This window comes from Streptomyces sp. AC627_RSS907, assembly GCF_019049165.1.
In genome coordinates, this window is sequence record NZ_JAGMUE010000704.1 from 1 (window position 1) to 646 (window position 646).

Annotated in this window: 1 protein-coding gene; it reads left to right on the plus strand. The window is 65.9% G+C overall.

What is annotated here, in order from left to right; genetic code table 11:
* Nucleotides 1–46: 46 nt before the first annotated feature.
* Nucleotides 47–481, plus strand: a complete 435-nt coding sequence (locus KUM32_RS37895) for a hypothetical protein (protein ID WP_217146365.1) — start codon at nucleotides 47–49, stop codon at nucleotides 479–481.
* The last annotated feature ends 165 nt before the right edge of the window (nucleotides 482–646 follow it).

Here is a 646-nt window from a genome sequence, read left to right on the forward strand (position 1 = left end):
ACTCTAAGGTGACCATCGAGGTCAACTACCATGGAGGGCAAGGGACATGGCGCAACGCATCACCGGAACTGGACGGGTCATCGTCGCCCCCATCACCGTGCAGTGGAGGACTGGGCAGTGCCTGGTCGCCTATGCCCGTGAGGGCGAAATGGCGATCGTGGCGACTGTCCCGGCGCCGGAGGTGCCTCATGGAGAGTCCAGCCTCTGGGATGTGGCAGCACGGCACTTACCCACCAACGTGGTTGATCAGAACGAGTCCTATGGGCGCTGGATCATGAATGTCGGCTGGGGAATGAGCGTAATGCCGCCCAAGCGCGCCCTGTTCACCTCCGACGAGCCGTGGACCGTGGACGTCATGAAGACGGCGCGCTTGAAAGCCCCCGCCTACAACTCCGTCGGGGTGCATGTCGGCCGCCTCACCTTCGACAACCCGCAATCCATGGCGCGCGCCCGCGCACTGCTGGCACCTGACAACCAGTAAGGCAGCTTTCCGGCGGAGTGAGCCGTCGGGGGAACAACCCCGCACCGCAACCAGGCCCTCGTCGCTCTCCAGCCCGGAGCGACGGGCCTTGGCCCGCTTACCGGGGCGGAACACCCCGAGGCCGTGCCATCACCTCACGGCTGCGCGGTCTCCCCGCGTATCGCG

Excerpts from the sequence above, each read along its gene's own strand:
- KUM32_RS37895 (WP_217146365.1), top strand. The coding sequence starts at position 47 with ATGGCGCAACGCATCACCGGAACTGGACGGGTCATCGTCGCCCCCATC.